Genomic DNA, 23,857 nt, shown 5'->3' on the forward strand with positions numbered 1-23,857 from the left:
TCCCCCGGCGGCCTCCTGCCCCTGCCCCCGCGCCCCCAGGTCCCTGCCCCGAGGCGCTACATTGGCCACATGATAAACGGATTCAAAGAGTTCATAATGAAGGGCAACGTCATTGACCTTGCCGTGGCCGTGATCATCGGCGGGGCCTTCGGGAGCGTGGTCAATGCCTTGGTCAACAGCGTGCTGATGCCGTTCATCGCCGGGTTGGTCGGCTCGCCGAATTTCGACAGTTTCCTGCTCTGGAACTTCAACGGGAACGACGTCGCGTTCGGCGTCCTGCTGACCGCCATCGTGAACTTCCTGCTCATCGCCTCGGCGATCTACTTCGTCATCGTGGCACCGATGAACCATATGATCGAGCGGCGCAACCGCCGCCTGGGGATCAACAAGGAGGAAGAGGCCGTCGACCCTCAGGTCGCGCTGCTCACCGAGATTCGGGACGCACTGCAGGCACGCAATCAGGCGTAAGGGCGATGTCCGGAAGCGGGCCGCTACCGCCGCTGCGGGCCGTTGGGGCAGCGCCTCCGGGAGGGCCTGACGTTTCCGCCGGCCCGGCGTACGCTATGAGCATCACCATCGGGAGCCTGCTGGAGGGAACTCCCGACACCATCACGCAAGAATCAGGTGACCTCCATGCGACCCCACCTCCCCCTTTCCCTGGCGGCTCGATGTGCCGCCGCCCTGCTGACCGCCGTCGCCCTGATGCTGACGGGGCTGCCGGCTTCCGCCGGCCACGTTGTCTCCGGCACCCACGGCTCGTCACCGGAGTGTACGGACCGAATCATCGACCTGCCGGACGCGACGTCCGCGGAGGGCATCGCCGCCGGCCGTGGCAGCACCTTCTACGCCGGCGACCTGCTGGCGGGCGATATCTTCCGTGGCGACGTACGGCGGGGCACCGCCGAGAAGTTCATCGACGCCCCGGACGGCCGGTTCGCCGTCGGCATGGCTGCCGACACGCGGCGGAACCTGCTCTTCGTGGCCGGCGGACCTACCGGCAAGGGCTATGTTTACAACACCCGGACCGCGGAACCTGTGGCCGAGTTCCGTTTGAACGACCCCGCCGGCTCCTTCATCAACGACGTAACCCTTGGCCGGGGCGGCGCCTGGTTTACGAACTCGCGCGAAGGCGAGCTGTACTTCGTGCCGGTCGGTCACCGCGGGCAGCTGGGCAGCCCGCGGACATTGCAACTGAGCGGCCCTGCCGCGGAAACCCCCGCGGCGTTCAACCTGAACGGCATAGTGGCGGCCGACCACGGGCGGCAGCTGATTGTGGCCCACTCGGCCAACGCTGCGCTGTACACCGTGAACCCGGAAACCGGTGCCAGCGCCGAAATCTCCGGCGTCAGCGTCCCCAACGTCGACGGGTTGGTGCTGAAGGGCCGCTGGCTTTGGGCGGTCCAAAACATGGACAACCAGATCAGCGTGATCAGGCTGGACCGCCGGATTGACTCCGGGGAGGTCCGGTCCGTGATCACCAGTGACGCTTTCCAGACCCCGACCACCGCCGCGCTGTTCGGCCGCCGACTCGCCGTCGTGAACGCGAAGTTCGACACCGGGAACCCGCCGACGGCGGACAGCTACGAGGTGGTGCTGGTGAAGGCCCGGCGCTGATGGCTGCCCCGCACGCGGTGCTTGGGTCCCGGCAGGTCCGCCGGCCGCCGGACCGGCTTCCCGCCCGCCCAGTCTGCGGCGGCGCCCCTACTCGGCGGCGGCCGCCTCCAGCGACAGGTGCGCCTTCACGGTCCGGGCCAGCTCCTCGGCGGTTGCCTGGGCGGTTTCCATGTCAGCGGCTTCGACCATCACGCGCACGACCGGCTCGGTGCCGGAGGGGCGCAGCAGCACCCGTCCGGTCCCACCCAGCGCGGCGGACGCGGCAGCCACGGCCTGCTGGAGGGGCCGGTTGGTTTCGACCCCGGACTTGTCCACGTCCTTGACATTGATCAGGACCTGGGGAAGCCGGACCATCCGCTGCGACAGCTCCGAAAGGGGCTTGCCGGACTTGGCCACCTGTGCGGCCAACTGCAGCCCGGTCAGGACGCCGTCGCCGGTGGTCGCGTACTCCGAGAAGATCACGTGCCCGGACTGTTCGCCGCCCAGCGAGTATCCGTGGGCGCGCATGCATTCCAGCACGTACCGGTCGCCCACGGCGGTTTCCTGGATGCGGATGCCGGCATCCTGCAGGGCCAGCTTCATCCCGAGGTTGCTCATGACCGTGGCGACCAGGACATCGTCCTTGAGCCGGCCGGCGTCGCGCAGGGCCAACGCCAGGATGGTCATGATCTGGTCGCCGTCCACGACGTCGCCGCGCTCGTCCACGGCCAGGCAGCGGTCGGCGTCACCGTCGTGGGCAATGCCCAGGTCGGCGCCGTGCTCGACGACGGCTGCCTGCAGCTTCTCCAGGTGGGTGGACCCCACGCCGTCGTTGATGTTCAGCCCGTCCGGCTCGGCACCCATCACCACAATGTCCGCACCGGCGGCGCGGAACACCTCCGGCGAGCAGCCGCTGGCCGCGCCGTGCGCGCAGTCGAGAACCACTTTCAGGCCCTCCAGGCGGGAAGGCAGGGTCTGCAGCAGGTGCAGGATGTAGCGGTCTTCGGCGTCTGCGAAACGCTGGATACGTCCGATCTCTGCGCCCGTGGGCCGGACGCGCGGCTGCGCCATCTCCTGCTCGATCGCGTCCTCGACCTCGTCCGGCAGCTTGTGCCCGCCGCGGGCGAAAAACTTGATGCCGTTATCCGGGGCCGGATTGTGCGAGGCGGAAATCATCACGCCAAAGTCGGCCGCCAGGTCCCCCACCAGGTAAGCGGCCGCAGGGGTGGGCAGCACCCCGGCGTCGTAGACATCGACGCCCGCACTGGCGAGGCCGGCCTCCACGGCGGCGCTGATGAACTCGCCGCTGGCGCGCGGGTCGCGGGCGATCACCGCCGTCGGGCGCTTGCCGTCTTCAACTTGCCGGTGGCCAAGGACCACTGCGGCCGCCTGCGCGACCTCGAGCGCCAGCTCTGCAGTGATCAATCCGTTGGCCAGTCCGCGGACTCCGTCGGTACCAAATAATCTAGACATCGCGACCTATTTTACGGCAGCGCACCAAGGAGCCGGTTCACCTCCCGCCGGCGGTCGCGTGCTGCGCCCTGTTTTAGCCGCTGACCCCGCCGCAAGCGGTCTTACACCCCGGTCCGCCCCCTCGCAACAGGCCGCTTAAACACACGCGAGGCCCCGCAGCCATGCTGCGGGACCTCGCGTGGAAGCAGAAGCTTCGGAAGCGGTTAGCGCTTCGAGTACTGCGGCGCCTTGCGGGCCTTCTTGAGGCCTGCCTTCTTGCGCTCGATGATGCGTGCGTCGCGGGTGAGGAAACCGGCCTTCTTCAGGGTCGGGCGGTTGTTCTCGCGGTCGATCTCGTTCAGCGCACGGGCAACGCCCAGGCGCAGCGCACCGGCCTGGCCGGAGGGGCCGCCGCCGTGGATGCGGGCGATGACGTCGTACGCGCCTTCCAGATCCAGGATCTTGAACGGATCGTTCACTTCCTGCTGGTGCAGCTTGTTCGGGAAGTAGTTCGCCAGCTCACGGCCGTTGATGGTCCAGTTGCCGGCACCCGGAACCAGGCGTACGCGGGCGATCGCCTGCTTGCGGCGACCCACGGCGCCTCCGCCTACGGTGAGGGCGGGGCGTTCCTTCTTGGCGGTCTCGGTGACCTCGGATGATTCCGAGGTGTAGCTGGTGAGGGTTTCGCCCTCAGCAGCGGTGTTCAGCTCTTCAGCCACGATGCTCCTTGAATTAAGTTTCTAGTGGTGGCCGGCGCTACTGGGCGACCTGGGTGATTTCGAAGGTCTTCGGCTGCTGGGCAGCGTGCGGGTGCTCGGCACCCGTGTAAACCTTCAGCTTGGACAGCTGCTGGGCAGCCAGGGAGTTCTTCGGCAGCATGCCCCTGATGGCCTTCTCAACTGCACGAACCGGGTTCTTCTCCAGCAGTTCGGCGTAGTTGACGGAGGACAGGCCACCCGGGAACCCGGAGTGGCGGTAGGCACGCTTCTGTTCGAGCTTGGCGCCGGTCAGGGCGACCTTCTCAGCGTTGATGATGATGACGAAATCGCCCATGTCCATGTGAGGAGCAAAGGTCGGCTTGTGCTTTCCGCGCAGCAGTGTTGCGGTCTGGCTGGCAAGACGACCCAGGACGACGTCGGTGGCGTCAATGACGTGCCACTGGCGGTTGATATCGCCGGGCTTCGGAGTGTACGTACGCACGGTTTTTGCCTTCGTTTGGTGTTCTAAGGTAGCGGCGCATTCTTCACAGAACACACGCGCAAAGTTGGTGATGCGCTACCGGAACTTCAGGTGAGGACTGAAATGTAACCAGTGGCCCAGAAAGTCTCGGCTATTTCCGTGGACCAGGTTGGCCCTGCAACTGGGCCGCCACACGGACATAGCGTATCGAGGTTGGACACGCACAACGACTACCAAGGTTATCCTGCCGTGCCGGGTTAGGTCAAAAAGGCCACAACAGCACGACGACGCCGGTGCCTGCCGCCGCCCCTGGCCCCGCCCGTGAACGGGTTTAGCTGGCCGGCGCCGGTGGGGCCGCCGGCGAGCGGATCAGCTGCCGGGGCCGCCGGGGCCGCTGCTGCCGGGGAGGTTCAGGCCCAGCAGGGCCTTGATGCGTTCCTCGGCCTCCGGGCCGCTCTGGGCGGCAGCCATATTGGCCTCGCTGACCGCCTGGACCACCTCATCACGCTGGATCTTCACGCCGCGCGGGGCCTCGATGCCTAGGCGGACGCCGTCGCGGCGGGCGTCCAGCACGGTGACGACGATGTCGTCACCGATCAGGATCCGCTCTCCGGGTTTTCGCGTCAGCACCAGCACGCGTCAACTCTATCGCAGCTGAACTCGGCGCCCGGGCAGGCCCGCTCGACCCGCCGAGGCAGTCAGAGCCAGGCGGTCTCGGACGGCGCGCCGTCCACCCAACCCACCGGCACTCCCAGGGTGTTCACGGTCTTGGGCGTCCCGGTGTGCCTCGTTCCGGTGACCGCCAGGCCGTCGGGAACCACCACCCGCTGCACGGCCTGCACCCAGCGGTCGGTGTCTTCGGCCTTTCGCCGGGCGTCCACCGCCAGCCAGATCTGGTCCGCTCCCAAAGCGGGAAGCAGCGCGAGCATCTCCACAGGCGGCGTGAGCGCCTGGCCCAGGCCAAAGGCCACGAAGACGCTCTGTCCCCGCTCCACGCCCCGGGCACGGGCACCAATCGCGCTGTTGCGGTCCTGCACCGGTCGCCGGACATCGGCGGCATGCGCGCCGGCCATCTTCACCATGTTGCCGCCGCCCGATATCCAGTCGGCGGCCTCCGAGGGCGCACCGTTGACCGCCGGGGCCGCGGCGGCCATGGAGTTGGCGGCCTCGAGGGCAATATCATCCTGGCCGATTACCAGCACCAGGTCCCCCGGCCCGTAGAGCGGCACCGGAACGGCCGGCTGGCGCGCCCTTTCGGCGGCGGCGGGTTGTGCCTCCACTGCCGGCGGCTGCCCATCCTCCAAGACGGCACCAACGATGACGCCGGAGCCTGTGCCGGAGCCCGCGTCGCCGCCGGTGAGAGGCGAGCGCTGGGCAGCCGGTTCGGTGGCTGCCCTGCCCGACTGCCCGGCCTGCCCTGCCTGCCCGGCCTCATCGTCCTGCCCCGTCTGCCCGGCCTGCTCTGCCTCGAACGCCCCGGCCGCAGTGGCTCGGGCCGCCGCGCGCCGACCCGTCCCGGCCGTCGGGTTGGCGGGTCCGGCGGCCTCCCGGGAGTCGTCAGCTTGGGCTGCCGCGGGCAGCGCCGAAGCCTCCGAGGCTGCCTCCAAGGCTGGGGTTGTGGCTGCCGCTGCCCAGGCGGAGCCTTCCGCAACAGGGACCGCCGTGGCGGGGGCTTCCAGGGCCCCTGCCCCGGCCCCGGGTCCCGGCGCGGTTGCGCCGCCGGAATCTGCTGCAGCGTCCTTCGGGGGCTTTGGGTCGTTCCGCCGCCGCCCCCAGCCGGGCCTTGCCGCCGCGGCTCCGCGGCGCTCCGCCTGCCCGGCAGCTTCCGGCGGCGGTTCCTCCAGTCTGGCGCCCTTGGGCAGGCGGGTGGGCCGCGCCGTGTTAAGGGTCAGGTTGTCCATGATGACCGCGAACTGGTCGGTGTGGGTGGAGACGTGCAGTTCCGGTGCCTTGCCGTGAAGCCTGGATTCGGTGCGCTCGGCGTCGGCCAGCAGCGCCGCGATTCCGGCTCGGGCCTTCTGGTCCAGGGCATGCTGGCCGCGCACGGCCGAGGCCGGCAGTTCCACCGTGACTTCGTAGTGCTCGCGGGCGAAGAAGCCGCGGATGCCGCCGACCGTGACCTTCTCGGCCGCGACAATCTTCGCGTCGGGTCCGTGGTCGGCCAGGACCTTGGCCTTGAGTTCCTGGAGGGAAGCGCCCTTAAGCTGCAGCCGTCTGGCCGACACGTACTACCCCCACGGTCTCGATCTTCACGCTGGCGGAGGTGACCTCCTGATAGGACAGTACCGGAAGTCCCCCGGCCTGCGCCGAGACGAGCCGCCGGATGGCCGGGCGCAGCGCGGGCGCACACACGAGCACCGCGGTGAGGCCGTTAGCTTCCACTTTCTCCAGCGCATCCCGCAGCGAGGCCAGCACGGCTTCGGTCCGTTCGACCGAGAGCAGGATCTGAGTGCCGTGCTCGGACGGGCGCATGCCCTCCAGCATGGACTGCTCCAGCGTGGGATCGATCATGATCACCCTCAGCAACTGCCCGTCCACGTACTGCGCGGTCAAGGCCGGGCCCAGCGCCTGCCGGGCCGCCTCGACCAGCCCCTCCGGGTCGGTGGACGACTTGGCCTTCAGCGCCAGCGCCTCGTAGATGCGTGGCAGGTCGTTGATCGGGATTTGCTCCGCCAGCAGCCCCTGCAGCACGCGCTGCACCTCGGCCAGCGACAGCAGCGACGGGGTGAGTTCGTCCACCGCGGACGGGTTCACCGACTTCACACCCTCGGTCAGCACGCGCACGTCCTCACGGGTCAGCAGCCGGGCGGCGTTGGCGGAGATCAACGAGGACAGGTGGGTGACCAGCACGGAGACCCGGTCGATCACGGTGGCTCCCGCCATCTCCGCGCTGTGCCGCATCTCCGCCGGGACCCACTTGCCGGCCAACCCGAACACCGGCTCCACCGTGGCGATGCCCGGCAGCGATTCCAGGTTGTCCCCCAGCGCCAACACCTTGCCGGCCGGGGCCTCGCCGCGGCCGGCCTCCACGCCGGCAATCCGGATCACATAGGTGGACATCGGCAGGTCGATGCTGTCGCGGGTGCGCACCGGCGGCACCACGACGCCCAGTTCCATGGCTATCTTCCGGCGCAGCGCACGCACCCGCGCCAGCAAGTCGTCGGAGGCGCCGGAGACCAAATCCACCAGGTCCGGGGCCAGCTGGATCTCCAGCGCGTGCACCCGCATCTGTTCAATCAGGTCCTCGGTAGTCTCCGAAGCGGGAGCCGCCTGACCCGCCTCGGCGGCGGCGGCGTCGTCGTCCTTGGCCTTGGCCGCCTCGGTGGCCTTGAGCCGCTGCGCCATGAAGATCAGGAACGCGCCCACCAGGATGAACGGGATCTTGGGCATGCCCGGGATCAGGGCCAGCAGAATGGCCGCGCCGCCGGCGATCATCAGCGCCTGCCGGGACTGGGTCAGCTGGTCGGAGGCGTCGGAACCCATTTCGGAGTCGGCATTCGAACGCGTCACGACCATGCCGGTGGACACGGCCATCAGCAGCGCCGGGATCTGCGTGACCAGGCCGTCGCCGATGGTCAGCAGGGTGTAGGTGCTGACCGCGTCGCCGATTTCCATGCCGCGCTGCAGCATGCCGATGGCGATGCCGCCGACGATGTTGATGATGATAATGATGATGCCGGCGATGGCGTCGCCCTTGACGAACTTGGACGCGCCGTCCATCGCGCCGTAGAAGTCGGCTTCGGCGGATACCGCGGCACGGCGTTCCCGGGCCTGCACGTCGGTGATCAGCCCGGCGTTCAGGTCGGCGTCGATCGCCATCTGCTTGCCCGGCATTGCGTCCAGCGTGAAGCGCGCTCCCACCTCGGCCACGCGCTCGGCGCCCTTGGTGACCACCACGAACTGGATGACCACCAGGATCAGGAACACCACCGCGCCGATGATGATCGAGCCGCCCACGGCCACGTGGCCGAAGGCCTCGATCACCTGCCCGGCGTAGCCGTCGCCCAGCACCAGCCGGGTGGACGCCACGTTCAGGCCCAGCCGGAACAGCGTGGCCACCAGCAGCAGCGACGGGAACACGGAGAAGTCCAGCGGCTTCTTCACGAACATCGTGGTCAGCAGGATCACCAGCGCCAGCAGGATGTTCACGATGATCAGCACGTCCAGCAGTCCAGCCGGAATCGGCACCACCAGCAGCAGGACGATGCCCACCACGCCGATCGGGACGGCGAGCTTGGAGAGGTTGCGGTTCATCAGTCACCTCCGGGTGACGGTAGGGACAAGGCTCGGCGGCCCTGCCGGGTTGAAGCGTGGGCGGCAGCGTCGGCGTCGGTCATCGCCGGCTCCGCCATGGTGTGGACGCCCGCGGCTGTACCGGCCGAGGCGCCGCGGGCCTTCAGGCTCATGACGAAGGCCAGCACGCGGGCCACGGCGTTGTAAAGCTCCAGGGGGATCTCCTGGCCGATCTCGCAGGCGCCGTGCAGCGCCCGGGCCAGCGGGACGTCGCGCACCACCGGCACGCGGGTGGTTTCGGCTTCCTCGCGGATGCGGGCGGCAATGTTGCCCGCCCCCTTGGCCACCACGCGCGGCGCGGACTTTCCCGGTTCGTACTTCAGCGCCACCGCGTAGTGGGTCGGGTTGACCAGCACGACGTCGGAGCCTCCCACCGCGGCGATCATGCGGTTGCGGCTCATCGCCAACTGCCGCGAGCGCCGCTGCGACTTGATCAACGGGTCGCCCTCGGAGCTCTTGTTTTCGTCGCGGACTTCCTTCTTGGTCATCCGGGTTTTCTTGCGGTTGCGCCGGATTACCACCATCACGTCCAGCGCGGCCAGCACCAGGCCGGCGATGATTGCGGTCTGCAGCAGCCCGGCGGTGCCGCCGCCCGCAGCCTCGAGCAGCGAGCCGACCGAGAGCCCGCCGGCGGTCATCAGCACCGGGACCAGGCCCTGGATCACGAAGTAGAGAGCGAGTCCCACCACCACGGTCTTCAGCAGCGCCTTGGCACCCTGCCAGAGAGCCTGCAGGCCGAACACCTTCTTCAGCCCGTTGACCAGGTTGAACTGCTGGGTCTCGGGTTTGAACTTCTTCCAGTGGATGCCGCCCTGCAGCGCCGCACCCGCGATGATCACGGCGACCACGGCCAGGAACATCGGCGTGAGCGTGTACATGATCGTGCCCAGGCCGTCCTCGAGCGCCTTGACCACCAGCCCCGGGTCCGGCGACTGGATCATCCGCGTGACGGTGAACATCTGGTCGGTGCCGGCCTGGGAGGCCCGGCCGATGGTCATCGGCAGCATCAACGCGGCCGCGCCCACGCCCAGCCAGGCGGTGAGGTCCTGGGATTTGGAGAGCTGGCCCTTCTGCCGGACTTCCTTCATCCGCTTGGCGGTGGCTTGCTCTGTCCGTTCTTCGGAGGTGTCCTGCGACATCTAGCCCACCACCCCCGTCAGCGCCGTCACGGCCTGCCCGGCGAGCGAGGAGACAATCCGCGGCAGCGCCACGAACACCACGCCGGCCAGGGTCAGGGTCAGGAAGATCTTCAACGGGAAACCCAGCGCAAACGCGTTCAGCGCCGGGGCCACCCGGGTGAGCAGGCCCAGGCCGGCGTCGGCCAGGAACAGCACCACCAGCAGGGGTCCGGCAATCTGCACCGCCGCCAGGAACATCTGCGTCACACCGGTGATGATCAGCTGCACCGGCTCGGCCAGGTCGACTCCCCCGCCCAGCGGCAGCGCGGTGAAACTGCGCGCGAGCCCGCCAATGATCAACTGGTAGCCGTCGGAGGCGAACAGCAGCGCCAGCGCGGCCATCTGGAACAGCCGGGTGAACTGCGCGCCGTTGACCATGGACTGCGGGTCGAACGCCTGCGCCATGGAGAAGCCGCCGAACAGGTCGATCAACGTGCCCGCCGACTGCACCGCGGAGAACACCACCAGCACGAGGAACCCCAGCAGGGCGCCCACCAGGATCTCCAGCACCAGCGCGCCGAAGAATCCCGCCGTGCTCATCGGCTCGTACCCGTTGGCCACCCGCGGGGACACCGCCAGGGCCAGTCCGACGCCGAGCATCGCCTTGATGCGGGTTGGGATGGCTCCGTAGGAGAACGGCGGGGCAATCAGCAGGAAAGCCACCATGCGGACACCTGCCAGCATGGTGGCCTCGATCCACGCCTGGTCGAGCGGGATGTTCATTATCCGCCGCCGAGCAGGCCGGGGATTTTCTCGAACATTTCCTGCGTGAAGGAGACCATCTCGGAAATCATCCAGTGTCCGCAGATCAGCAGCGCCACGGCCACGGCCACGGCCTTGGGCACGAAGGACAGCGTGATTTCCTGGATCTGTGTCATGGACTGCACCAGGGAGACGGCAAAGCCCACCACCAGCGCGGTGACCAGCACCGGGGCGGAGAGTTTGGCGGCGACCAGCAGGCCCTGCAGGCCGATGTCGAGGACGGCGTTTGTATCCACGGCTAGGTACCGTAACTTCCGACCAGGGCGGTGATGATCAGGCCCCAGCCATCCACCAGCACGAAGAGCAGGATCTTGAACGGCAGCGAAATCATCACCGGCGGGAGCATCATCATGCCCATGGACATCAGCGCCGAGGCCACCACCAGGTCGATCACGAGGAACGGCACGAAGATGACGAACCCGATGATGAACGCGGCGCGCAACTCGGAAATCATGAACGCCGGGATCAGGGTCTGCAGCGGCACGGCCTCGGGATTCTCCGGGTTGGGCAGGTCGGCGGCCCGCATCATCAGCGCCAGGTCTTCTTCGCGGGTGTGCGCCAGCATGAAGTTCTGCAGCGGAGCGGCGGCGGCGCCCACCGCATCCGTGAAGTCCGTGGTCCCTTCCATATACGGCTGGACGCCCAGCTCGTTCACCTGGGTCAGCACCGGCCACATGATGAACAGCGACAGGAACAGTGCCAGCCCGGCCAGCACCTGGTTCGGCGGGATGGAGGGCAGGGACAGCGCGTTCCGGGTCATCGCCAGCACCACGAAGATCTTGGTGAAGGACGTCATCATCAGCAGCAGCGCGGGGGCCACCGACAGCAGCGTGATGCCCAGCAGCGTGATGACGGCGGACGACGGCGTGCCGTTGGGCCCGTTGATCTCCACCGAGAACCCGCCGTCGCCGTCCGGCGAGCCCGGTTCGACGGGGGCCAGCGGGTCAACGGGGGGAACCGGGGCGACCGGCGACGCGAAGGCGGACGGCGCACTCAGGATGGCGGCGGCGACGGCAAAGGCCACTGCCAGCAGTAATGCCAGCAATGCTGCGGTGGCCAGACGGGGCCAGCGGCCCGCGGTCACGGCCATGATGCCGGTGCTTCTCAACGCGAACGGACCTGCTTCAGGGCTTCGGCGGTCTGCTTCCAGGTGGACGGCGACAAGATGGACCCGGCCAGCGGGGAATCCGCCACCTGCTCCTGCCGGCCGGCCGGACGCGACGCCCGGCGGCCCGTGCGAACGGAACGCCGTCCGCCGTCGATCGGATACAGCCCGGCCTGCCGGAGGGGAATGACGTCGCCGTCGTGGTGCGGCTCGTCAAACTCCTGCGCGACGTCACGGTGCTCTTGAAACGTTTGTTCGACGGGCTGCTCGGGCATAGCGGCGGCACGACGGGCCGCGCGGCGCGGGACACCGGCGTCGCCGTCGGAAAATGTCGCCGGACGGGCGGCGACGGCAGCGTCGACCGACCCGGATGGGGCCGCGACGTCCCCATCGGACTGGACCTGGCCCGATGCGCGGCCGGTGGCCAGTTCCAGCAGCCGGGAGAAGCTGTCCGCCGCGGTCTGTGGGGCGCGGTGGGCGGGCTCGGCCGCCTCTTCGACCGGCGCTTCGCGGCTGTCCAGCACGTGCACCGCCTGATCCGTCACGCCCAGCACGAAGCGCTGGCCGTCGGCGTCCACCACCACGACGGCGGCCTTGGGCCCGATGGTCTGGCGTTCCACCACGCGCACCAGCTTGCGGGCGCCGGTGCGGGCGCCGCGGCTGAAGCGCCGCTGCAGCACCCAGAGCAGCCCCAGCACCACGGCCAGCGAGAGCGCTACCCGCACGGCAAGGACGACTGTCTCCATTTAGAGGAGTCCTTCGGGCACGTCGAGGATCTTGGTGATGCGCACGGCGTAGTCCTGGTCGACGACGACGACTTCGCCGTGGGCGATCAGGCGGCCGTTGAGCAACACGTCGGCGGGGGCGCCGGCCGAGCGGTCCAGTTCGATCACGCCGCCCGGTTCCAGGTTCAGCACATCGCGCACGGACATCCGCGTGCGGCCGATTTCCACCGTAAGGGCCATTTCGACGTTGTTGATGCGGCCCAGCTTGGCCAACACCGAGTCGTCGGCGCCGTGCCCGGCCGGGTTCTCGCGCAGCCGGATGGCGAACCAGCCGCCGGCCTCGCCGTCGCCGCCGGTGAGCTTGAAGACGGCGGCTTCCGGATCGGAGAACAGCGCCGCGGCGTTGCCGACGCGTGCCTCGCCCAGCACACCGGCGCCGAGCACGGATGTGGCAGCTTCCAGCGCCGGGCGCAACAGGTCGGCGGCAGACACCAAGGGGGAATCCGTGCCCGCGGCTGCGGACAGGGCGGCCTGGTCGGCCACCACCAAGGCCACGTCGGCCGAGGTTCCGCCCACGAAGGACCCGACGACGGCGGAGGCCACCTGCCCCGGCAGCGGCCCGCCTTCATCCTGGCGCACCGCGTAGAGCGGCGTGTTGGTGGGCAGCAGCCCCAGGAGCGCGTCGGCGGCAGCAGCCTGAAGGGTCTGGGTCTGTGTCATCGGGCGTTCTCCTCGGTTGTAACAATGACTCCGGCCAGGCGGTTGCCGTTGGCGCCAACGGCGGCGTGTGCCAGCCGTTCGCCGTTGACGGCAACATCCAGCGGGCGGTGTTGCGGGTGCGGCAGCGGCAGCAGGTCGCCGATGGTTAGGTCCAGGACCTGGCCGGGCCGGACGCGCATGGGGGCGAACTGCAGGGATACGTCCACCGGGATTTGCACCAGCTGGGTCTCCAGCAGTTTTCGCGCGTTGGCCGGGCTGCTCATCGCGAACGAATCACGCAGCTGGGTCAGCAGTACCTCGGCCGGGATGGCGACCGTGGCGGGCGCGGACAGGTCGCCGACACGGATTTCGAAGGTGGCGACGATCATCAGGTCGTTGGTGGCCGCCGCCTGCGCGAACTGTGAGTTGTAATGGATCTGGTCCAGGCTGATGGGCGTGGTGAGCAGGGAACCCAGCGAGTAGCGCAGGTCCTCCAGCGCATCCTCCATCAACCGGCTGACCAGGGCCTGTTCAATCTGCGTGAACTTGCGGTCCGGATAGTCGTGGCTGCCGTTGCCGCCCAGCATATGGTCGACCCACGTCATCGCGGCCTTGGTCGGAAACTGGATCACGGCCTTGCCGGTGATGTCATCGAGGGCGCAGAGAACCATCGCAGTACTGGCCGGCAACGAGGCCGCGTACTCGTCGTAGGTCTGCATCTGGACCTGCTCCGACGTGACCGTGCAGATCACGCGGACCTTGGCAGTCAGCTGGGTGCCCCACTGTCGGGCGAATGTTTCGAAGGCCAACTCCAGCACGCGGGAATGCTCGCGCGCCAGGGTGGTCGGCCGCCGGAAGTCGTAAACTTCGACGGCTCTGGCCGGCTTTTCGGGCGCGCTAGAGTGCGCATGTTCCTGGACCGTCACAGCAGGCACTATCGGCAGCGTGGTTCGGCATGTTAGGAGTTTGGATAATGCGGGTGGGGTGCCCCGCCGCACGTCCAACTCGGCCGTGTCAGAGGCGGGCGCTCAGTGGGAGGACTACCAACGCCGGCCGGCCTATGCCAGAGGCGGGCGCTCAGTGGTCGGAGGATGCCCCGCCGGGCGCCGGCGCGTAGGTGGCGTCCGGCCCCGGGCCGCCGCTTCGGCCACTACCGGTGACCACGTCGCGCCCGGAGCTTTTACCCGGTTCGCCTGCTACGCGCTCGGCAGGTTTGTCCTCAGGGGCTTCGGTTTCAGCCGACTCGGCCTCCGCCTTTTCCGCAGATTCAGCTTCAGCGGCCTTCTTGGCCAATTCCGCACGTTCCGCGGCGGCCTCTTTAGCGGCACCGGCAGGATCCTTCATGACTTCGGGAATCAGGTTGCGGATGGCCTCCGGCTGGCCCGAGAGCACCACAATGTCCACGCGGCGGTTCATGGCGAGATCTGCATCACTCCCGCTGCGGGTCAGCGGCCTGGATTCGCCGAACCCGACCGCGGAGATGCGGTTCGAAACCACGCCGCTGTCTTCCACCAGATGGCGCAGCACGTTCACGGCACGCTCCGAGGAGAGCTCCCAGTCCAGTGCGTTCGGGTCCAGGTGGCGCACCTGGGCCGTGTGCCCTTCCACCTTCAGCTCGTAGCCGACAGGCTTCAGCACCGGACCCACCACGTTCAGGATCTTGATGGTCTGCCGGGTGAGCACCGGCGAGTCGGGCTCGAAGAACGTCTCGCTGCCGATCAGGCGAACGGTCAGGCCGCGCTCGTCAAGCTGAAAGCGGACAGCCTTTTCAAGGCCTTCTTCCTGCAGCCCCTTGGTGATCTTTGCCTGGATGTTGCGCAGGTCGTTGACTTCCTTGATGGCCACGTCGAGATCGGTTTTCAGTTCACCCTCCGTGTCCTCTTCGGCGTCGCCACTGGTAAACCCCTGGCCCTCCTCGTCAATGAGTTCAGACGGGACCACTACCCCTTCGGCCGTGTCGACCGCTTGGGTGCGTTCCACGCCGAAACCGGTGGCCAAGGAGTTGGCCAGCTTCTCGAACTTCGCCGCATCCACCGTGGACATGGCGAAGAGCACGATGAACATACACATCAGCACGGTGACCATGTCCATGTAGGAGGCCATCCACCGCTCGTCCGGGTGCTCGTCCTCTTCCGCGCCGAGAGGCCGGCGCGGGCGCCGCGACTTCATGCTGCCTTGACCGCAGGCTTGTCGTCGGACTTCCCGGATTTGCCTTCCTTGGCCGGCTTCCCCGCGCCCATCTCATGCTCCGGAACCATGGCGCGCAGGCGTTCGCCCAACAGCCGAGGCTGGCTGCCGGCTTGGACGGCAAGCATGCCTTCCATCAGCAGGGTCATGCGCTCGGTTTCCAGGTCGGCCAAGCGCCTCAGCTTGCCGCCGATCGGCAGCCAGATGAAGTTGGCGGAGAGCAACCCCCACAGCGTGGCAACGAACGCCGTCGCAATCATCGGTCCGAGGGTGTCCGGTGTGGAAAGGTTTTCCAGCACGTGCGTCAGCGATACGACGGTGCCGATGATGCCGATGGTCGGGGCGTAGCCGCCCATGCCCATGAAAAACTTGGAGGATTGGCGATCGGCGCGCGCCTTCGTGCTGATCTCGTCTTCGAGAAGGATCCGCAGTTCCTCGCCGTCGGTGCCGTCGGCGATGTTCTGCAGCGCCCGCTGCATGAACGGGTCCTTCTCCTCGGTCGCCTCTGCGTCCAGTGCCAGCAGCCCCTCGCTGCGCGCCTTTTCGGCCAGCTCGACGACTCGGTCAATGACCGTCTGGGGCTTCGCCACCTTGCCGGTGAAAGCCCGGGGCAACGCTTTGAAGGCGTGCAGGCCGTCCCTGAGGGTGGTGCTGGCCAAGCCCACGGCGATAGTTGCACCGAAGACCAGGATCATGGGAGCCGGGATGAGGAGCGCCGAGACGTGGGCGCCCTCGAGGGTGATCATGGCATAGAGCGAGCCGAAGGCCAGCAGGAGGCCAATAAGTGTTGCGGGATCCATTTACGTATTCCTAGGGCGCAGCGGCACAGTGTTGCCGGGGTCCGCGGAGTCGTCTCCGGGGGCCGGGGCGGCTGGTGGCACGAGGCCGAGCTGGGGGTGACCGTGCTGGTGGACTGAAGGCGGCAACTCACGGGCCAGGTGCAGCACGTAGGCGCGGTAGCTGGCGATCATCTCGATGACCTGGCTCATCGTCTCGATGACGATGTACTTGGCGCCGTCAACCATCACCAAAGTGGTGTCCGGGTTGGAATGGACGCGCTCAATCAGGTCAGGGTTGACCGCAAACTGGCTGTCATTCAGCCGCGTTACTACGATCATTGGCCCCGTCCCAGGTCTCTCGAGGGCTCCGGTGAGCCGCTACCTACTACCTTCGGCCGCGCGCGCCCCGCGGTTAGCTGCCCAGCCCACTTGTCGCGCGCGTCACGCGGAGAGTGGCTGGAGTTGGTCCTGATTCCGGGTCTTGCCGCAGCAAGACATTCACTCAGCGACCCTAAAGAAGGCCCCAGCTGCTGTCTGGGTGGTGATTCATCCCGTAGCTCCCGTAGCAAGACTGGACAGCGGGCATCGCGGGAGGCCTGCCTCATCATCCAGTGGCTTGGAGTGGTTGGGGTGGGATGTGGGTGTGCCAGTAGGTGTTGCGCAGCGGTTTGCGGCGGGGGTTGATGTAGTCCGGCGGGGTGAACCAGGGGATGCCGTCGACGACGTTGATCTCCCAGTTCCCTTGCTCGATCAGGTCGTGGTGGAGCAAGCACAGGCACACCCCGTTGTTGACGTCGGTGCGGCCGCCGGCCCACCACGGGATGATGTGGTGCGCCTCCGTCCAGAACGCGGGCATGCTGCACCCCGGGAAGGCGCAGCCCTTGTCCCGGGCGACCAGTGCCCGGCGGATGGCGCGGTTGAAGAACCGTTGGGACCGGCCCAAGTCCAGGACCTCGCCTTCTGAACCGAGGACGGCCGGGATGATCTCGGCGTCGCAGGCCATCCGGCGGACCGTGGTGGCCGAGACCGGGCCGGTGAAGACCGCGCTGCCGCCGCCGGAGAGCAGCCCGGCCAGCTGGTCATATCCCGTGGTAACGATCACCTGGGTGCGGTGCCCGCCCGAGTCCGGGAGCCTTCCGGTGTTCAGCGCGATCCGGCACGCCCCGACCAGGCCCGCGAGCAGCTTCTGCGCCCGGGTGGCGTCATCCATCGCCTCCACCACGGTCGGATCCACACCGGCGGAACTATCGCTGCTGGCTTCGGCCCCGGAGAGATCGCCCCTCGCGCCGGTTAGGTAGCCGCGGTCACCCTCAGCGGCACCGGCTCCGCCCCTGCCTGCCTCCGCGGCACCGGCGCTGGGACCGGTGCCGGGACCGGTGCCGGGAACATCGTGGTTACCGCCGCTGCTGGCCGTGCCGGCGACCGTGGTTCCGTCACTTTCGGTGTGGGACTCCCCAGAACCGGCCGGACCCGCCTTTGCGGTGTTGGCGTTGCCGGTTGCGTCTGCTTCGCCTGTGTCTGTAGGGGTGCTGCCGGTGGCGGTGGTTTCGATGGCGTCGGGGCGGATCCTTGGGTTCGCGGCGCTGTTCATCACGGTGGCGAGGGCTTCGTACTGGGCGTCGGTGGTGTTGATGACGAACTGGTGCAGCCCGCGGCGCCGGCCGCGGTAGAACATGCCCTGCCGGGCCCGCAGTTCCTCCTCGGACGGTTCGGCACCGTCCTGGTCGACGGCGGTTTCCCACGTTCTGGCCACCATCACCAGGGTGTCCGCGTCGGCGTCCGCGGCCTGTCGGACCAGCGACGCTTCCATCGCCTGCAACGCCTCCGGGCTACCGGCGTGGCGGGCCCGGTCCAGGGAATCAACCACCAAGGCCGCGACCTGGCCGCTGACCTCACCGCCGCCCATGGCCTCGGCCAAAACCGGCAACGCCGGCGCACCCGGCTCCCCGTCCAACCGCACCGGCGCGGCGATCGCCTTGCCCACCCGCAGCCGGCGCCGCGCCTCGACAATCCCGATCCCCAACCGGGAGCGCAGATACTCCGCCGTGTTGGCGAACTCCGTCTTGCGGCGGCGCCGCACCCGCTTGGACCCGGACCCCTCCGGGGCCGCTGCGTCCACGCCGCCGGTGCTGATCGCCGCCACCGGGTCCGCCCACTCCCCCGCCCCCGCGGTGACCGACGCGACGGCACCCGCCTCCGCCCCGGCCCGAGCTCCGGCCTCGGCACTGGCTCCAGGCTCCGTCGACTGTTCCCCGGTGGCGGCGATGTCCGCCCGCTCCACCGCGTGGGCGCCGACGGCCTGCAGGAACTCCACGAGCTTCGAAACGTCCTCGACCGCCGCCACCGTATTGACCAGGTCCCGGGTACGCAGGGACCCCGACTCCGCGGGAAAACGGTCGGCAACATCCTGCAGCAGGACAAACGCCTGAGCCAGGGATGCGTCGATCTCCCCGGTGCGTTCCAACGGTGCAAGAGCCATACCACAATTTTATTCGTACACACATTCGATAGCCATCAAAAGGCGCCAATGTGTAGGAGTAGTGGCACGCCACTCAAGCAACTGGTGCACGAGCTTTGATTTCGCGGCAAAGAAAAAGCGGCCGCCTGCGAACGGTGCAGGCGGCCGCTGCAGCTGCCCGCGAACCGTCGGGCAGCTGCACTTCGGTGGTAATCATTTCGCAGCTCCGGGAAGGCGGACCGCAACCGGAGGGTCATCCCCTGTGACCGTCGGAATGCTCACGTGTGAACGTTTCCGGGACCGGGCGCGCCTTTCGGCAGCGCGGCGGAATCCGACAAGGGCGGTACGTAATCTTAGGGGTGACGATGAGGAAATGGTCTGCAATCTCTCTACCATCCTGTAGGCAGTGCCCCTCTAGATCGCAGGCCTGATCCGATAAAAAGAAGCTTGGATCCATCTCCGCTCAGCCGGAGTAGGGGTCACGCTCATCCCACTCCCGTTCCAGCCGCGGCCGCACCCGGAGCCGCACGTTACTGCCTCGACCGGCGCTCCAGAAGGAGTGCAGTCACCCCCCGCCGCAACCGCTGCGACGATCGTGGCGATTAAAAGAAGGGGCAGCAGATCCGAAGGCACGGTCAGTGCCAGGGCCGTCATCGTCAGGACGAAGGCGGCCGTTGCCAGAAGAACCACACATCGCAAGCATCAGTACGAGGGCGGGAGTGATAACGGCAACTCTTAGTTTCATCACGAGTCCTCATAAGTTGTGTAACCCAATGCCCACACACACCCAGCCCTCCGACGGCTCCCACTACAGATGCGAGGGTTCCCAGACGGCCATGTTCGAAACCAGGGCCGGTTCGCGTTCGGCGCCCAATTCAAGGTTCTCCACGATGCTTGCGTTCGCTGTCGAATAAGAACATAGCCAAAAACATGAGGCCAAGTATGGTTACGAGGATGAGTGTCCAATTCGACTCAGTAATCATGAAGTAGATGCCAGCAACCAGCATCAGGACTAGCGGTATGCCCATCATGAGAGTAAGGAATCGCCCTCTTTCACGGTAAGTCCAGACCTGCCCTCTTTTCGGGAACATTGTCACTCCAATCTAACGAAGGGCGTTACCTATCCGCGCCAAGTCTCCGAGGAAAGCAAGATAGTTCAGACCATTTCTATGCTCATGGCGTCTGCTGGGTTGTCCGTTACTAAATTCTGCAAAAAATACCTGTAGTAACGCTCAGCGCGCAACTGGCTCCGAGGAATGACGGTCCCCCATCCCCCGCTCAGAGTGCCCAATCCGAGGGCAATGGAAGCGGCGACCCCGCTCGAGGGGAGTGTCGAGGGTGTCCTGCTGGGCGAAACGTCCAGTGTCAGGGTTGTAGTAGCGGACACCGAACCTGACCCAGCCGGTGGCGCGGGCATGAATGGCTTGCTTGAAGAGGTAGGGGTTTGGGCAACGGCGATGGATGTCTGAAGCGTCACCTTCGTTGAACATTCATTACGTATCCCCAAACTGCAGTCGCGAGCAATACAACAGCGCATAGAAGGATAGCCGCTCTAGGAACGGCTTGACTCGAATCCAAAACGAGCGCGGCGTATAGCGCCGCCAACAGTGCAAAGATCGCCATGGAAATATATACAGCGATGTGCTGCCTCTTACGCATGCCCTGCCTCGATTCGCTTGGGCTGACTGCACTTTAACAAGGGTCCGCAGCTCCGATGCTCGGTGCCCGCGGAGACCACGGCCCAACCACTAGCGGAGCCGCAGCAGCCCCCACTACAGTCCGTCCACGGTGAGCACCGGCGAGAGGACGGGCGGGATGTCCAGCGAGGGCACGCCGAGCTCCTGCTCGACGACGATCGGATCCCGCCCGCCGCCGTATTAGATGCGTGTCCTCGACATGAACCTGCCCCCCCGGTATTGGGACGAGTGTAATGCAGGTCACACAAATAGGAGATAGCCCCGGTCCGAACCTATCGAACCGGGGCTATTTTCCTGTGTCTGTTAGGAGACAGGGTAAAAGTTCCGAAATTTTAGCGCTTCAGGTTGGTCAGTTCCTGCAGCACTTCGTCGGAGGTGGTGATGATGCGGGCGTTGGCCTGGAAGCCGCGCTGCGCGACGATCAGGTTGGTGAACTCCTGCGACAGGTCCACGTTCGACATCTCCAGCGAGCCACCGGCCAGCGTGCCAAGGCCGCCCGTTCCGGCGGTACCCAGCTCGACCTGGCCAGAGTTGGCAGTTGCACGGTACGACGACGAGCCTGCCTTTTCAAGGCCTCCCGGGTTGGTGAAGTTGGCCATGGCGACCTGTGCAACGATGGCCTGCCCGCCATTGCTGAACGAACCCATCAGAGTGCCGTCGGGCGACATAGTGAAGGATTCGAGCGAACCGGCTGCGTGGCCGTCCTGGCTGTCGAAGGCCACCGTACTGAGTCCGGCGTACCCGGTCAGGGCGGATAGGTTGACGGGAATGTTGCCTGCCAATGCGGCAGCGGACGCAGCCGTCGGCTTGCCATTCGCACCGAAGGCAAGGGTCGCGGTGGCAGTCCCGTCAGTCACAGTCCAAGAAGAACCGGACTCTTTGGTGAACTTCAACTGCAGGGTACCCTTCGTCCCGTCCTGGGAAAAGACCTCAATGTCGCGGAACAGTTCCGCGCCGTCGGCAGCTTCGGAGGGCAAGTTGCCAGCCATCACCGCTGATGTCGTCGCCTTAGCCGGCGAGATTGCCGACGGGGACAGATCGATAGCGGTGACCGGGCCACCCGTGGTCACCGCTCCGCCGTTGGCCATCCAGCCCTGCAGGATTGCCCCGTCCGGGGAGACGAGGCGCCCCATGGAATCGAGTTCGAAGGCGCCGGCGCGGGTGTAAAGCTGCTCGCCGCCCTTGGTCGTGACGAAGAAGCCGTCGCCGGAGATCATCATGTCGGTGGCCTTGCCCGTGGCCTGCGAGGAGCCCTGGGTGAAGTTGGTGGAGATGCCGGCCACCTGCACGCCGAGGCCCACCTGAGCGGGGTTGGTGCCGCCGGCTTGGGCCTGCGGGCCGCCAGCGCCCTGCGTCATCTGGGACAGGGTGTCCTGGAACTGCACCGAGGAGGCCTTGAAGCCGGTGGTGTTGACGTTGGCGATGTTGTTGCCGGTGACATCAAGCATGGTCTGGTGGGAGCGAAGTCCGGAGATTCCGGAGTAGAGGGAGCGGAGCATGATCAGCGCCTTTCGGATCGTGGAACGGACGGGTAATTCAGTGATTGGGAAAATTTGGTGGCGGCATAAGCCGGCTTAGGGGGCAGCATCTCAGGCGGCGGCACCCCCGGTGGTACCGGCGTCGCTGGCCGCGCCGTTGGCGCCCGGCGCATCGGTGCCGCTGGCACCCGAGGCAGCACCGGCGTCGTTGGCACCCAAGCCGGAGGCGCCGGCGTCGTTGGTGGCTTCACCCGAACCCGACTCCCCCGGGGCGCCGGCCGCGGTGATCCCGGCGACCAGATCCAGCGGGATTTCCCGGCCGTCCACGATCACCTGCGGGACCGGCCCGGCATAGGACACCGAAGTGGCGGTTCCCGTGACGAGCGAACCGTCCGCGCCGTAGTAGCTGACCTCGCGGCCCACCAGCGCCGCGGCTACGCCACGCATCTGCAGGGAGAAGTTCTCCTCGCTGGTGGTGGTCATGGTCGCGATGCTTTCCATCATGGCCAGCTGCGTGGACTGGGAGATCATCTGGTTGGTGTCCATCGGCGAGCTGGGGTCCTGGTTCTGCAGCTGGGTGACCAGCAGGTGCATGAACATCTCGCCGTCCATGGACTGCTTCGGTGCGCGCACGGGCGGGGCGGTATACGTCGGGGCGACTGTGCCAACGGGCGCGACTGAGTCGGTGGGCATGGTTCTCCTTGTCTCAGGCCAACACGTCGAGGCTGGTCGATATCCCGTAGGGACGTCTCAGGGCGGATGGGTCGGTGGTGTCCGGGGCCGCGTCTGCGGTGGTTCCGGTGGCCGCGCCGGGGCGGCCTTCCTGCCCCTGGGGGCCGCCGGAGGGCCGGCCGTCGGGGCCGAACTGCATGCCGGGGCGCGCATCGTTCGGGCGGTTCTGGTTGGACAGGTCAAGGTTGGCGTTCAGGCCGGTGGCCGCAAGATCGCGCTTCAGGTCGGCCATGACGACGCGCAAGGCGTCCCGGCCGGCGTCGTTCGGGGCGAAGAGCTCCACGCGGACGCCCTCGCCCGTCACGTGGGCGCGGACGGTGACCGGGCCCAGGTTGTCAGGGGTGACGCTGATGGTCATCACGTGCTCGCCGGGCTTGGCCTGCGAGAGCGTAAAGAGCGGGCGGGCCACCTGCGCGGCGAACGGCAGCTGCTGGTGCGGCGGGACGGGAGCGGGCGCCGTGGCGGGGGCGGCAGCCGTCGGCTGGGACACCGGGACCGGCTGTCCGGCGACCGGCACCTGGAGGCCCGGCTGCAGCTGTTCGCTCTCGCCGCGCCCCGCTGCGGCGGCGGCTGTGGCGGTCGCTGCGGCCACACCAGTCGCGGCCCCGCCGGCAGGAGCGCCCGGTACGGATTGTCCGGGAAGCACGACGCCGGTGGTCGGCTGCGTGGGAATGGTCGCCTGGGCTGCGGGCTGGGTGGGAACCACCAGCCCCACCGGGCCGGCCGGCTGGTTCTGCGCAGCGTCGCCTGTCCCGGCCACCGGCACCACGCCGGTTCCGGCCGCGGGGGTTGTCGCGGCGGCTGTCGCTGCTCCAGCGCCCGGCCCGGGTGCACCGGTGTCTGTTGCGGCAGCACGTGCCAAGGTGGCAGCCGGACTTCCTGCGCGTTCCCCGGCGACGCTCCCGCCGTCAACAGGGCCAGCGGCGGACGCAGTACCAGCCTGGGTTGCGGCTGCTGCGGAGTCGGAAGCTGCCGGGCCAACCAAGCTGGCCCCAGCGGATGCTCCGGCGCCTGCCGTGCCGTCGACAAAGGAGGGCCAGCCGCCAGTACCGAAAAATGCACCGGTTGCACCTGACATCCCGAAGCCACCGCGGCCATCGGAAGCGCCCTCACCGGCGTCCTGCTGGCTTCCGGCGGCAGCATCGGCCGTCACCGGGGACTGAGCCGCGTCGGCACCCACTTCGCCGATCGGCGTACCCACGCTGGTCGGATCGCCGGCGGTGAGGCCTTGCCCGGCCAGGAGCGGCCAAGGTGCCTTAGCGCCGCCGTGACCGGCGACTGCGGCCGCCGGATCAGTGGCTGCAGCGTCGCGGGAAGGAGCAGTAGCGGGACCGGTGGCGGACTCGGCCGTGCCGTTGCCTGGTTGCGATGCTGCACCGCGACAGGTTTCACCCCGGGCAGTTTCAGCCGCCCCGGTTGACTCGGCGGCACCCGCGGCACCGGCGGCAGCCTCGGCACCGCCCCCGGCGGAGGCACCGCCGTCGTGCTTGGAACGCTTGGCGGAAGCAGCGGAACCGTGCCTCAGCGCATCCTGCATGGC

General features: G+C 67.6%; 23 protein-coding genes. 2 read left to right on the forward strand and 21 right to left on the reverse strand.

The window, feature by feature from the left end; all coding sequences use genetic code 11:
- The first annotated feature begins 69 nt into the window (after positions 1 to 69).
- Together mscL and AC5RTY_RS00800 are read left to right on the forward strand one after the other, a co-directional pair.
- A complete protein-coding gene (gene mscL, locus AC5RTY_RS00795; RefSeq protein ID WP_494022525.1) occupies positions 70 to 468 on the forward strand; it encodes a large conductance mechanosensitive channel protein MscL in 399 nt (132 codons plus the stop codon).
- A 165-nt stretch (positions 469 to 633) separates the two neighbouring features.
- A complete protein-coding gene (locus AC5RTY_RS00800; protein ID WP_494025450.1) occupies positions 634 to 1,614 on the forward strand; it encodes an SMP-30/gluconolactonase/LRE family protein in 981 nt (326 codons plus the stop codon).
- Between the two features lie 87 nt (positions 1,615 to 1,701).
- Here AC5RTY_RS00800 and glmM read toward each other — a convergent pair whose 3' ends face one another.
- From glmM to AC5RTY_RS00905, 21 genes are all read right to left on the reverse strand, one after another.
- A complete protein-coding gene (gene glmM, locus AC5RTY_RS00805; protein ID WP_494025449.1) occupies positions 1,702 to 3,066 on the reverse strand; it encodes a phosphoglucosamine mutase in 1,365 nt (454 codons plus the stop codon).
- 203 nt (positions 3,067 to 3,269) lie between these two features.
- Positions 3,270 to 3,764: a 30S ribosomal protein S9 gene (gene rpsI, locus AC5RTY_RS00810; RefSeq protein WP_493979144.1), complete on the reverse strand. Its 495-nt coding sequence runs from the start codon at positions 3,762 to 3,764 to the stop codon at positions 3,270 to 3,272.
- Between the two features lie 37 nt (positions 3,765 to 3,801).
- The gene (rplM, locus tag AC5RTY_RS00815; protein ID WP_493979145.1) at positions 3,802 to 4,245 is read right to left on the reverse strand and encodes a 50S ribosomal protein L13; all 444 of its coding nucleotides are present in this window, start codon (positions 4,243 to 4,245) and stop codon (positions 3,802 to 3,804) included.
- Positions 4,246 to 4,593: 348 nt separating this feature from the next.
- Positions 4,594 to 4,860, reverse strand: a complete 267-nt coding sequence (gene csrA / locus AC5RTY_RS00820; protein WP_494025448.1) for a carbon storage regulator CsrA — start codon at positions 4,858 to 4,860, stop codon at positions 4,594 to 4,596.
- A gap of 62 nt (positions 4,861 to 4,922) precedes the next feature.
- Entirely contained in the window at positions 4,923 to 6,449 is a 1,527-nt protein-coding gene (locus AC5RTY_RS00825; RefSeq protein ID WP_494025447.1) for a hypothetical protein, read from the reverse strand.
- Positions 6,424 to 8,478: a flagellar biosynthesis protein FlhA gene (gene flhA, locus AC5RTY_RS00830; protein WP_494025446.1), complete on the reverse strand. Its 2,055-nt coding sequence runs from the start codon at positions 8,476 to 8,478 to the stop codon at positions 6,424 to 6,426. Before flhA ends, AC5RTY_RS00825 begins: the two co-directional genes overlap by 26 nt.
- Positions 8,478 to 9,656 (reverse strand): EscU/YscU/HrcU family type III secretion system export apparatus switch protein, encoded by a 1,179-nt coding sequence (locus AC5RTY_RS00835; RefSeq protein ID WP_494012685.1) that lies wholly within the window; start codon positions 9,654 to 9,656, stop codon positions 8,478 to 8,480. The genes flhA and AC5RTY_RS00835 overlap by 1 nt, the downstream gene beginning before the upstream one ends.
- Positions 9,657 to 10,418 (reverse strand): flagellar biosynthetic protein FliR, encoded by a 762-nt coding sequence (locus AC5RTY_RS00840; RefSeq protein WP_494025445.1) that lies wholly within the window; start codon positions 10,416 to 10,418, stop codon positions 9,657 to 9,659.
- Positions 10,418 to 10,693 carry a flagellar biosynthesis protein FliQ gene (fliQ, locus tag AC5RTY_RS00845; RefSeq protein ID WP_494000437.1) on the reverse strand — a complete coding sequence of 92 codons (276 nt, stop codon included), beginning with the start codon at positions 10,691 to 10,693 and terminating at the stop codon, positions 10,418 to 10,420. The genes AC5RTY_RS00840 and fliQ overlap by 1 nt, the downstream gene beginning before the upstream one ends.
- Before the next feature lie 2 nt (positions 10,694 to 10,695).
- Positions 10,696 to 11,547, reverse strand: a complete 852-nt coding sequence (fliP, locus tag AC5RTY_RS00850; protein WP_494012687.1) for a flagellar type III secretion system pore protein FliP — start codon at positions 11,545 to 11,547, stop codon at positions 10,696 to 10,698.
- A 14-nt stretch (positions 11,548 to 11,561) separates the two neighbouring features.
- A complete protein-coding gene (locus AC5RTY_RS00855) occupies positions 11,562 to 12,308 on the reverse strand; it encodes a FliO/MopB family protein (RefSeq protein ID WP_494012688.1) in 747 nt (248 codons plus the stop codon).
- Positions 12,309 to 13,007, reverse strand: a complete 699-nt coding sequence (fliN, locus tag AC5RTY_RS00860; protein ID WP_493979153.1) for a flagellar motor switch protein FliN — start codon at positions 13,005 to 13,007, stop codon at positions 12,309 to 12,311.
- The gene (locus AC5RTY_RS00865; RefSeq protein WP_494014826.1) at positions 13,004 to 13,912 is read right to left on the reverse strand and encodes a flagellar motor switch protein FliM; all 909 of its coding nucleotides are present in this window, start codon (positions 13,910 to 13,912) and stop codon (positions 13,004 to 13,006) included. Before AC5RTY_RS00865 ends, fliN begins: the two co-directional genes overlap by 4 nt.
- A 151-nt stretch (positions 13,913 to 14,063) precedes the next feature.
- The gene (locus AC5RTY_RS00870) at positions 14,064 to 15,155 is read right to left on the reverse strand and encodes an OmpA/MotB family protein (RefSeq protein ID WP_494012689.1); all 1,092 of its coding nucleotides are present in this window, start codon (positions 15,153 to 15,155) and stop codon (positions 14,064 to 14,066) included.
- Positions 15,152 to 15,973 (reverse strand): motility protein A, encoded by an 822-nt coding sequence (locus AC5RTY_RS00875; RefSeq protein WP_494000442.1) that lies wholly within the window; start codon positions 15,971 to 15,973, stop codon positions 15,152 to 15,154. Before AC5RTY_RS00875 ends, AC5RTY_RS00870 begins: the two co-directional genes overlap by 4 nt.
- Complete coding sequence (locus AC5RTY_RS00880; RefSeq protein ID WP_494012690.1) at positions 15,974 to 16,291, reverse strand: flagellar FlbD family protein; 318 nt, start codon at positions 16,289 to 16,291, stop codon at positions 15,974 to 15,976.
- Between the two features lie 265 nt (positions 16,292 to 16,556).
- On the reverse strand, positions 16,557 to 18,431 hold the full coding sequence (locus AC5RTY_RS00885) for an HNH endonuclease signature motif containing protein (RefSeq protein ID WP_494138810.1): 1,875 nt from the start codon (positions 18,429 to 18,431) through the stop codon (positions 16,557 to 16,559).
- Between the two features lie 1,211 nt (positions 18,432 to 19,642).
- The gene (locus tag AC5RTY_RS00890; protein WP_494012692.1) at positions 19,643 to 19,900 is read right to left on the reverse strand and encodes an RHS repeat-associated core domain-containing protein; all 258 of its coding nucleotides are present in this window, start codon (positions 19,898 to 19,900) and stop codon (positions 19,643 to 19,645) included.
- A 539-nt stretch (positions 19,901 to 20,439) separates the two neighbouring features.
- Positions 20,440 to 21,606, reverse strand: coding sequence for a flagellar hook protein FlgE (locus tag AC5RTY_RS00895; protein WP_494012693.1), 1,167 nt, complete (start codon positions 21,604 to 21,606; stop codon positions 20,440 to 20,442).
- 90 nt (positions 21,607 to 21,696) lie between these two features.
- A complete protein-coding gene (locus AC5RTY_RS00900) occupies positions 21,697 to 22,278 on the reverse strand; it encodes a flagellar hook assembly protein FlgD (protein WP_494012694.1) in 582 nt (193 codons plus the stop codon).
- A 13-nt stretch (positions 22,279 to 22,291) separates the two neighbouring features.
- Positions 22,292 to 23,179, reverse strand: coding sequence for a flagellar hook-length control protein FliK (locus AC5RTY_RS00905; protein ID WP_494012695.1), 888 nt, complete (start codon positions 23,177 to 23,179; stop codon positions 22,292 to 22,294).
- Positions 23,180 to 23,857 lie beyond the last annotated feature (678 nt).

This window comes from Arthrobacter sp. Y3224055 (genome assembly GCF_059090825.1).

Excerpts from the sequence above, each read along its gene's own strand:
- mscL (WP_494022525.1), top strand. The coding sequence starts at position 70 with ATGATAAACGGATTCAAAGAGTTCATAATGAAGGGCAACGTCATTGAC.
- AC5RTY_RS00800 (WP_494025450.1), top strand. The coding sequence starts at position 634 with ATGCGACCCCACCTCCCCCTTTCCCTGGCGGCTCGATGTGCCGCCGCC.
- glmM (WP_494025449.1), bottom strand. The coding sequence starts at position 3,066 with ATGTCTAGATTATTTGGTACCGACGGAGTCCGCGGACTGGCCAACGGA.
- flhA (WP_494025446.1), bottom strand. The coding sequence starts at position 8,478 with ATGAACCGCAACCTCTCCAAGCTCGCCGTCCCGATCGGCGTGGTGGGC.
- AC5RTY_RS00835 (WP_494012685.1), bottom strand. The coding sequence starts at position 9,656 with ATGTCGCAGGACACCTCCGAAGAACGGACAGAGCAAGCCACCGCCAAG.
- AC5RTY_RS00840 (WP_494025445.1), bottom strand. The coding sequence starts at position 10,418 with ATGAACATCCCGCTCGACCAGGCGTGGATCGAGGCCACCATGCTGGCA.
- fliP (WP_494012687.1), bottom strand. The coding sequence starts at position 11,547 with ATGGCCGTGACCGCGGGCCGCTGGCCCCGTCTGGCCACCGCAGCATTG.
- AC5RTY_RS00855 (WP_494012688.1), bottom strand. The coding sequence starts at position 12,308 with ATGGAGACAGTCGTCCTTGCCGTGCGGGTAGCGCTCTCGCTGGCCGTG.
- fliN (WP_493979153.1), bottom strand. The coding sequence starts at position 13,007 with ATGACACAGACCCAGACCCTTCAGGCTGCTGCCGCCGACGCGCTCCTG.
- AC5RTY_RS00870 (WP_494012689.1), bottom strand. The coding sequence starts at position 15,155 with ATGAAGTCGCGGCGCCCGCGCCGGCCTCTCGGCGCGGAAGAGGACGAG.
- AC5RTY_RS00875 (WP_494000442.1), bottom strand. The coding sequence starts at position 15,973 with ATGGATCCCGCAACACTTATTGGCCTCCTGCTGGCCTTCGGCTCGCTC.
- AC5RTY_RS00880 (WP_494012690.1), bottom strand. The coding sequence starts at position 16,291 with ATGATCGTAGTAACGCGGCTGAATGACAGCCAGTTTGCGGTCAACCCT.
- AC5RTY_RS00885 (WP_494138810.1), bottom strand. The coding sequence starts at position 18,431 with ATGGCTCTTGCACCGTTGGAACGCACCGGGGAGATCGACGCATCCCTG.
- AC5RTY_RS00890 (WP_494012692.1), bottom strand. The coding sequence starts at position 19,900 with ATGTTCAACGAAGGTGACGCTTCAGACATCCATCGCCGTTGCCCAAAC.
- AC5RTY_RS00895 (WP_494012693.1), bottom strand. The coding sequence starts at position 21,606 with ATGCTCCGCTCCCTCTACTCCGGAATCTCCGGACTTCGCTCCCACCAG.
- AC5RTY_RS00900 (WP_494012694.1), bottom strand. The coding sequence starts at position 22,278 with ATGCCCACCGACTCAGTCGCGCCCGTTGGCACAGTCGCCCCGACGTAT.